Raw genomic sequence first — 8,394 nt, forward strand, 5'->3', positions numbered from 1 at the left:
TATTTGGTGAAAAAATGATTTTTTTCTGTTCATAACAAAACACTATTAATTGAATAACGAAAGGAAATGCTATGATAAACGAGAACCTGATTAGAGATAAATTTTATGAGATATTAAGCAGTAAAGATATAGAAGAACAGCAAAATATGGGATTTAATAATATAGATCAAATAAAAAGATATGAATTTTTAGAGAAAGTTTTGTCAAAGAATTCAAAGATTCGATTGAAGATCCCAACAAATATTTCTAATGTGTACAATATGGCATACTGCAATGTAGATACAATAGCGAGATCTCCTGACACTGCTATAGTTAAAGCAGTTTATCAAGGTGATTATGATTTAGTTGATAGTATGTTAACTGCTTTAAATATTGATCCAAATACAAAAGTATCTACGTTGAAGCATGAGGCCTCCAGTCTTTTAAGGTTTGCGTGTATTAATAATAAGAAAGAGATAGCTAGGCTTTTACTTGAAAAAGGAGCAAGTATAATACTTGACTATAATAACGGTATAACCGTTTTACACACTGCCATAACAGCCGGACATTTTGATATGGTAGAATTTCTACTTGAAAATGGGGCTGATCCTAATTACGTAAAAGATGACAATTTTAGTTATTTAACGCGAGTTTCGTATTAATAGAGGAACTGAATAGCTGATAGTAACTGGGTTACGAGGATATTAGTAATATTGTTTTTGTTATAAAATGTACTTAAAACTGCATAAATTTTTAGTAAATTGTCTTTTTTGACTATAACTATTAAATTGTAAAACTTGTCACACCTCTTACAAACCTTGAAAGGATAAGGATTATAGCATATTCATTAACCATAATTTAGGCATCTTAATACGAAACTCGCGTTAATAAAGGTAAATTAGTTGAAAAATTCCAAAACTCATATAAATATAATTATGAAAAAATAGAACAAAATGTTCATGAATTACAAGCTTATTTAGGTTCTTATGAATATAATTGTGGTATTCCTAAATCTGATTTATTAGGGCATGATTATTATCATAATCATAATGCATAAATTATTATGCTATCTATTTTAGAAGTAGCGGTTTCAATAAAAATCTTATTAATTTTCTTATGACAATATCTAACGCGAGTTTCGTATTAAGATGCCTAAATTATGGTTAATGAATATGCTATAATCCTTATCCTTTCAAGGTTTGTAAGAGGTGTGACAAGTTTTACAATTTAATAGTTATAGTCAAAAAAGACAATTTACTAAAAATTTATGCAGTTTTAAGTACATTTTATAACAAAAATAATATTACTAATATCCTCGTAACCCAGTTAATATCAGCTATTCAGTTCCTCTATTAATACGAAACTCGCGTTAAATTATAAAACTTGTCACACCTCTTACAAACCTTGAAAGGATAAGGATTATAGCATATTCATTAACCATAATTTAGGTATCTTAATACGAAACTCGCGTTATTACAAAAAGTAACTACCTTACCTGCTTAAGCTATACATCCTCCATGATTAAATAAGGCTTATTTAATCATATTACAATTAAAAGTCAAATATTATTTTAGAAGTTCTATTTTTATTAACCGAATTCAGCTATCAAAGAAACTTTGTAATTACTTTTAAATATTCATCTAGGATTTTTTGGTTGTCCTCAACAAATTTTAAAGCATTTTCACGATAGGCTTTAAGTTCTAGAGAATTATTAGACCTAAGTAGATATGTTAGTTTGGTTAGTAAATCTTCACCGTTTTTGATTTGGATAGCTGCTTCATTTTGCAGTACGCCTTTAGCGATATCGGTGTTTTTACTCATATCGGGACCGAATATAATACAATTAGAGAAATATGCCGCTTCTAAAATATTATGCCCGCCTTGTTTAAAAGAACCGCCGATAAAAGAAATTGTAGCTACGTAAAAAAACAACCCCATTTCACCGAATCTATCAACTATATAAAGGTCATCGCTTAAAACAGGTAAATCATTTTGTGATTTAGTGGTAGCGGATAAATTATGTGACTTACAATTATCGATAATTGATTTAATTCGCTCAGGATGTCTTGGAATTAAGATAATATAGCAATCTAAAAACTGCTCTTTTAGGTTTTTGATTATAGGCAAAATCACTTCTTCATCTTCGGGGTGAGTGCTAGCAAATACCACGACTCGCCTATTTTCTAAATGTAAGCTTAATTTTGATAACTCTTCTTGATTGACCGGAAGTTTTTCATTAGCAAATTTAATATTGCCTAAATTAACTGCATCCGATACTCCAAGTTCATTGAATTTTTGTAAGTCACGCTCGCTTTGTGCGATAATTTTACTGAAGTTTTTGAGAATAAACTGAAAAAAGCTTTTTCTTTTTAGCCAAGCTTTAAACGATTTATCGGAAATACGAGCATTTACTAGCAGTAATTTACACTGCCTCGCTCCCTCATTAATAGTACACGGCCATAATTCCGATTCTATAAAAATACCTAAATTAGGCTGCCAATTTCTTAAAAATTTTCGAGTAAAAATAATATTATCTATCGGTAAAAATTGGTGAACTGCTATTTTAGGTAATTTGGCAGTTAATACTTTAGCGGAGCTGTTAGTCCAAGAAGTTACTAAAAAACGAACGTCAGGATAGCGTTTACTTATATTATATATTAATGTTAAAGCTGCCATAGATTCGCCGACGCTTGCTGCATGAATCCATATTAGACTTCTTGCATAACTTGCTTCTAAAGGTAATTTATACGTCGATCCGGTACTCGAATCCTCACGTACGCTTGTGTACGCTGCGGTTCTGCGTTCCGTGTCTCCTTTAAATTCCTCTTTATTAGCTTCGTTATGCAAGAAGTCTAATGAATAGTCTTGTCTGCTTTTCCCGATAGCAAAACGTTCTTGGATGCGTCTTATATCTTCTTTACCTATTAATAAGCGGATAAGAATTATAATGAAATAAATAGGTAATAATATAAAGCTTAAAGCATAATATAATAGCATCATTTCTTTAAGCTCTCTGGGTTAAGCTTGCTAATTGTTTTTCAAGGCTTATATGGTTTTGTATTTTATCATTTGTGAGTTCTAAAGGTGAGCCAACTATGATTTTAATAGTACCAAACGGTAGGGGTATTATTAATTTATCCCAACTTTTTAGTCTAAAACATTTAGAGGTACTACTTACTATCGGAATAAGTTCTTTGTTATATCTATAGGCAATTTCAGTAATGCCGCTATTTACTTTATATACCGGTCCTTTAGGACCATCCGGCGTGACTATTATATTTGCACCTTGAGATAGCTTACCTATAATATTACGTAAAGCTCCAATTGGATTTTTATTAGTAGAACCTACTATAACTCTGCAACCGAATTTTCCTACTAGATCGTTTAAAATTTTTCCGTCTAAATGCGGGGATATTAAAGCATAGATATTTCTATGTCCTATAAACATAGCCGGACTTAAGGCGAGCATATTATGCCAAAATGCAAAGATTACACCTTGTTCGTTTAGGAATTTTTCCTTATTGCCGTTATCGTAAAATATAAATTTCTGCCTTGAAGTAAAGTAAACAAAACGCAAATACCAATATAGTAAAATAGTAATTATACTAAGTACGTATTTATTATTTTTTAAAAATTTTTTAAAAACTTTCCGCATTGATTACCTTATTTGTCATATCGTGGCTTGTCCACGGTATGACAATGGGAAAACTGAAGCCATACAACATAATCAACCTATAGAACTACAAGCCCTCTCAATTCTAATACAAGCCTCTTCTAGCTCTTCCATAGAAGTAGCATAAGAGATTCTAAAATATCCCTCTAAGCCGAAAGCAATACCGGGTACTACGGCAACTTTTGTTTCTTCAAGTAAATATTCGGCAAAATCATTACTATTTGCAATAATTTTTCCTGATTTAGTTTTATGCCCAAATATTTTATCGCATTTAACAAATAAGTAAAATGCCCCTTCCGGCTTATAGCACTCAAAATATTCTATTCTTTTCAAAATTGATAAAGCAAGATCACGCTTTTTTTGAAAATTTAAAGCATTAGGCTTTATATAATCTTGAGGACCGTTTAATGCTTCAATAGCAGCCATTTGACTTATTGAACAAGGGTTTGAAGTACTTTGCGACTGAATAATAGTCATTGCTTTAATCAAAGTTTTAGAGCCTGTACCGTAGCCTATACGCCAACCCGTCATAGAATAAGCTTTAGATACTCCGTTTACGGTAAATATTCTCTCTTTTAAATCAGGTGCTATTTGGGCTAATGTATAAAATTTAAAATCATCAAAAGTAATATGCTCGTAAATATCATCGGACATTACGTTTACATGGGGATATTTTCTTAAAACTTTAGCAATATTTTCTAGTTCTTCAAAATTATAGCTCGCACCTGTCGGGTTACTAGGAGAGTTAATAATAAGCCACTTAGTTTTATCTGTAATTGAACGTTCTAAAGCTTCTGCACTTAATTTAAAGTTATTTTCAATTCCGCAATTTACAAAAACAGGTGTTCCTGTACTAAGTGCAACCATATCAGGGTACGAAACCCAATAGGGTGCTGGAATAATTACCTCATCCCCTTTGTCTAAAGATGCCATAAACAAATTATATATAACTTGCTTACCGCCGGTGCTTACTATTATTTCATCAAGTTCGTAATCTATATTATTTTCACGTTTGAATTTGTCTTTTATTGCTTGCTTTAAAAGAGGCATACCCTCAACGTTAGTATATTTAGTAAAGCCATCTTTAATCGCTTTAATCGCCGCTTCCTTAATATTGTCAGGCGTATCAAAATCAGGCTCACCGGCACCGAGTGCGATAATATCAACCCCCGCTTTTTTAAGTTCAAGAGTTTTTTTTACGACTGCAAGGATCGGCGATGGCTTTATAGAACTTAGCCTCGTAGAAATAATTGACATAATTTGAGTCCGTATTAATGCATTAGGTGTTGTTGCATGGATGCTAGAGTCGTCATTGCGAGCAGCCGTAGGCTGCGTGGCAATCTCATCAAATATCCTGAGATTGCTTCGTCAATTGCTATGCAATTTCCTCGCAATGACGTTTACCCTTTTGAGCCGCACAACAAGCTTTATTTATAAAAGCGATAATACAGCAATTTTAATCGCAATAAAATTATTTTATTTAAAAATTTATCAAGATATGCTTTATTATAGTAAGTAATATTAATTTAGTAATTAAACTATGCTCGGTAAAATAAAAGACAAAATCAAACATTATTGCTTAACTATAATAAATATACCGAATTTTATTAAGAATAAAATTTTAGAATTTAAGAATTATATAAGTGATTGTAAATATAAATTCTCTCATTTAGCCGAAACTAATTATCAACTTGGACTTGATCATTTATATAGAGGTAATTTAAATGATGCATTGCTTAGGTTTAAACTAGTCGATAAATTTTTTAATCCTAATGATTCTAAAATATATTATCAACTCGGATGGGTTTATTTTTTAAAAAAAAATTACAGACAAGCTATAGAATATTTAGAAAAATCTAATGAAAAATATAAAGCTATATTTATAAATTTTTTGAAAAATTATAAGGATATTACTGAAATACCTCAAGAAATTTGGGGAAAATATCGTGATTTAACAGCACAATATTATCCTACTATTTTTAATAACGATAAAAATATCCATCTTCCGTATAGGTTTGTTAATGAAGCACTTAAGCAGATATCTGATTTACCGGATCATTACTCTATTTTGGAACTTGGAAGTAATATAGGGCTTGTAGGTTATGAAATACAAAAACGTTTTCTGGAAAGTTTTACTTTAACCGGTGTAGAAATTTCTACTTTAATGAATGATTTACAAGAAACATATTATCCGAACACTAAAATTTACGATCAAATATATAATATTGCTATAGATGAATTTTTAAAACAAAATACTAATAAATTTGATATTATTTTTAGTTTTTGCGGATTATCGTTTACTAACAATTTAATAGAATATTTTAATTTAATATACTCATCTCTTAGTAAACAAGGGTATTTTGCCCTTTGTTTACCGAATGCGGCGAAGACACAATTTTCAGTAAAACGCAAAGAATTTATTTTTAACTTGAATGAAATAAATAATATTTTGCAAAAAAATAATTTTACTATATTAACTTCGGAAGAAATAATACTAGCGGAAAACAATAAATATAGTATTATTGTTTGTAAGAAAACAGCATAAGTCAATGAGAATATTAATTATATTATCCATTATTTTATGTTCATTATTGATAAGAGCTGATCTTGAATATGTTGATAATGACATATATAACTATAATGGTGGAAGAAATGAAAGCGGTTGCTTGGAAGTTTATGATCCATACGAAAAATTTAACCGTAAAGTGTTTGCATTTAATTCTGTGTTAGATTATATAATATTGCGTCCTTTAGCGATAGGTTATAAGAACATCACGAATGATTACGTAAAAGCACGTGTTAATAGTTTCGTCAGTAATGTCGATACACCGCTTACGGTGGTAAATTACGGGCTTCAGTTAAATTACGATAAAACTATGAAAAGCGTTTGGCGGTTTCTCATTAACACGACGCTTGGCATAGGCGGTTTATTTGACGTAGCAGGTAAAGTAGGTTTGCCGTCTGATCGTCAAACTTTCGGTAGTACCCTCGCACATTATGGGGTTGCCCCAGGTCCTTATTTAGTATTGCCGATAATCGGTAGTACTAACGCAAGAGACATGACGGATTCGGTAATTACTAATTATGCTCTTAATCCATTAATGTACTACACTCATAATGATTTTGACTTAGGAGTACTAGCAGTTAGTAAAATAAACGATCGATATGTTGTGTTACCGTTTAGTGATTATGTGATGAAGAATTCTATCGATCCTTATGTGGCTATTAGATCAGCATTACATCGTGCTCGTGAAGCATCGGTTCAATATCCTGAAAATTTTAAATGTCCTAAACCCAAGAATTAATTAAATTAAAGAGGATGATTATATGCAAAAAATTATTACAGGTTTATTTCTATTAGTTATAACGTTTCCCGCTTATTCTAATGAAAAAGTGCCTGCCGGTTTGAACAGTTACGTTACTAATTTAGTAAATGAAGCTTCTAGTATATTAAACGATAGTAAGCTATCTGAGCGAGTAAAAATTGCTAAAGCACGTGAGTTAGTGTCTCAGAACCTAGATTTTGATTGGATGGCTAAATATACATTAGGCAGAAATGGGATAAAAACTTTATCAGGTGGGCAGGTTCAGGAATTCATCAAAGTTTACTCTAAATATGTTACTAAATCTTATACTGATTTAATAAAAGATTATAAAGGTGAACAGCCTAAAATAGTAGGAGTTCGTCCTTTAAGCTTGACCGATTTTATGGTTGCTATGAATATCATTAGTAATAAAGAGCAAGACCCTATTAAAGTAGAATATCTTGTACGTGAAATGAAAGGAAACGGAAAAGACGTTTTTAAAGTTTCTGATATAATTACGGAAGGTGTAAGTCTTATTGGAGCTCAACAAGACGAGTTTACTGATACTTTAAAAATCAAGGTTTTGAGGCACTAATACAAAAATTAGAAAGTCGTTCTTAAGCTTATTTCACTGTCATCCTAAATCGTCATTGCGAGGAAATTTTGGCGTTGTTGCATGGCTCGCTTCACCTCTGTCATGCCGTGGTTGACCACGGGCTCCAGAAAAACAACTAAAATACTAATAATATTAGTATTTTTAACTGGATCCCGAGCTCAAGCCACGTTTGAGAAAGAGGAGAAATCTGATATTATTACTAAGGGCGAATCGAGACGAAGATATCAATCTGAGGGTGTGGCGAGACAATGGATTGGCTCACCCATGTGGTGCGCCACCGACAGAGGTTTAAAAGTTTGGGGGAGAAGTCCGGGGGATTCGGTAATGGTCTATAGGAGAGAGTTAACCTTTCACAGCAATAAAAAGTTGTTATTTTGGTGTTAGTTTCGTCCTGGGGAAAAGTATCCTCCCTCCAGGGGGGGGAAAAAAAAAATTGCCTTAGGAGGTTTATATCAAGAACATGGGAGGTTAGAAAGATTGGATACCAGTAGACTTAAAAAAATCTATATTGGTACAAAATGGAAGGAAGTTTTGTTGGCAAATTGGGCTGAGGGGGGTTGGGCTTTCTAAGGCAAATTTGAGCGGGGCAGAAGGAAGTTTAATTTTTGGTGGAAAAAGGGGTGTGGGGCCCGGGGGCTCTTTTTTTCTCCCTTATTACACAAAAAATCGGTAAAGAGGAGGGAGGGTGATTAAAGAGTATTTTTATATTTTTTTTTTGGATTTTTTTATTTAAGGATGTTTTGTGCGCCAACTTTTGGGGGGAAGAAACTCAATCGTCAGTTTCGGCGAACTTATAGCCCCGTTTTTAACACTCGTAATAC

6 protein-coding genes and 1 pseudogene are annotated in these 8,394 nt (G+C 32.1%); 4 read left to right on the top strand and 3 right to left on the bottom strand.

Going from position 1 to position 8,394, the window contains the following annotated elements:
• The first annotated feature begins 71 nt into the window (after positions 1 to 71).
• Positions 72 to 641: an ankyrin repeat domain-containing protein gene (locus REIS_RS14570; RefSeq protein WP_008581182.1), complete on the top strand. Its 570-nt coding sequence runs from the start codon at positions 72 to 74 to the stop codon at positions 639 to 641.
• Between the two features lie 943 nt (positions 642 to 1,584).
• Here REIS_RS14570 and waaA read toward each other — a convergent pair.
• The 3 genes from waaA to REIS_RS08875 form a co-directional block, all read right to left on the bottom strand.
• The gene (gene waaA, locus REIS_RS08865) at positions 1,585 to 2,979 is read right to left on the bottom strand and encodes a lipid IV(A) 3-deoxy-D-manno-octulosonic acid transferase (protein ID WP_008581184.1); all 1,395 of its coding nucleotides are present in this window, start codon (positions 2,977 to 2,979) and stop codon (positions 1,585 to 1,587) included.
• 4 nt (positions 2,980 to 2,983) lie between these two features.
• Positions 2,984 to 3,634: a lysophospholipid acyltransferase family protein gene (locus REIS_RS08870; protein ID WP_008581186.1), complete on the bottom strand. Its 651-nt coding sequence runs from the start codon at positions 3,632 to 3,634 to the stop codon at positions 2,984 to 2,986.
• 72 nt (positions 3,635 to 3,706) lie between these two features.
• Entirely contained in the window at positions 3,707 to 4,909 is a 1,203-nt protein-coding gene (locus REIS_RS08875) for a pyridoxal phosphate-dependent aminotransferase (RefSeq protein ID WP_008581188.1), read from the bottom strand.
• A gap of 283 nt (positions 4,910 to 5,192) precedes the next feature.
• Here REIS_RS08875 and REIS_RS08880 point away from each other — a divergent pair, with 283 nt between their 5' ends.
• From REIS_RS08880 to REIS_RS08890, 3 genes and pseudogenes are all read left to right on the top strand, one after another.
• Positions 5,193 to 6,197, top strand: coding sequence for a methyltransferase domain-containing protein (locus tag REIS_RS08880; RefSeq protein WP_008581191.1), 1,005 nt, complete (start codon positions 5,193 to 5,195; stop codon positions 6,195 to 6,197).
• 4 nt (positions 6,198 to 6,201) lie between these two features.
• A complete protein-coding gene (locus REIS_RS08885) occupies positions 6,202 to 6,957 on the top strand; it encodes a VacJ family lipoprotein (protein WP_008581194.1) in 756 nt (251 codons plus the stop codon).
• Positions 6,958 to 6,979: 22 nt separating this feature from the next.
• A pseudogene (locus REIS_RS08890) lies at positions 6,980 to 7,578 on the top strand (ABC transporter substrate-binding protein).
• Positions 7,579 to 8,394 lie beyond the last annotated feature (816 nt).

The organism is Rickettsia endosymbiont of Ixodes scapularis, assembly GCF_000160735.1.
Lineage (GTDB): Bacteria > Pseudomonadota > Alphaproteobacteria > Rickettsiales > Rickettsiaceae > Rickettsia > Rickettsia tamurae.